This window comes from Bradyrhizobium sp. SRL28, assembly GCF_018596315.1.
Classification (GTDB): domain Bacteria; phylum Pseudomonadota; class Alphaproteobacteria; order Rhizobiales; family Xanthobacteraceae; genus Bradyrhizobium.
The window spans coordinates 1-501 of record NZ_JAHEAG010000219.1 but is presented as its reverse complement, the minus strand read 5'-3'; the positions used below and the strand labels follow the sequence as shown (position 1 = coordinate 501).

Below are 501 nucleotides of genomic sequence, written 5' to 3'. Positions count from 1 at the left end.
CCTGACCAGAAGGGTTCGACCGGCCGCGACAACCGGATGTTCGTGGAGGGCGTGCTTTGGATCGTGCGCACCGGCTCTCCCTGGCGTGATCTTCCAGAGGCGTTTGGAGATTGGAACAGCGTGTTCCGACGCTTCAGTCGATGGAGCATCAAAGGTGTCTGGTGGCGGATCTTCGAGGCGATGTCCGACGATCCGGACTTCGAATATCTGATCGTCGATTCCACCATCGTTCGGGCGCATCAGCACGCCGCCGGCGCCAAAAAAGGGGGTCTGAAGATCAAGCGGAAGATCAAGCGATCGGCCGCTCGCGCGGGGGCCTGAGCACCAAGATACATCTGGCCGTTCGCGGCTTGGGATGTCCCGTGCGGTTCACGCTTACCGCAGGTCAGAAGGGCGATGCACCGCAAGCCGCCGCATTGATCGAGGGACTACCCGCCGAGGTCGTCATGGCCGATACAGCCTATGACGCCGATCACTTGCGCCAAGCCATCGCCGCCAAGG

General features: G+C 61.9%; 1 pseudogene. It reads left to right on the top strand.

The features are described from left to right. Positions 1-501 (top strand): annotated as a pseudogene (locus KIP88_RS46070) (IS5 family transposase); the annotation flags it as partial.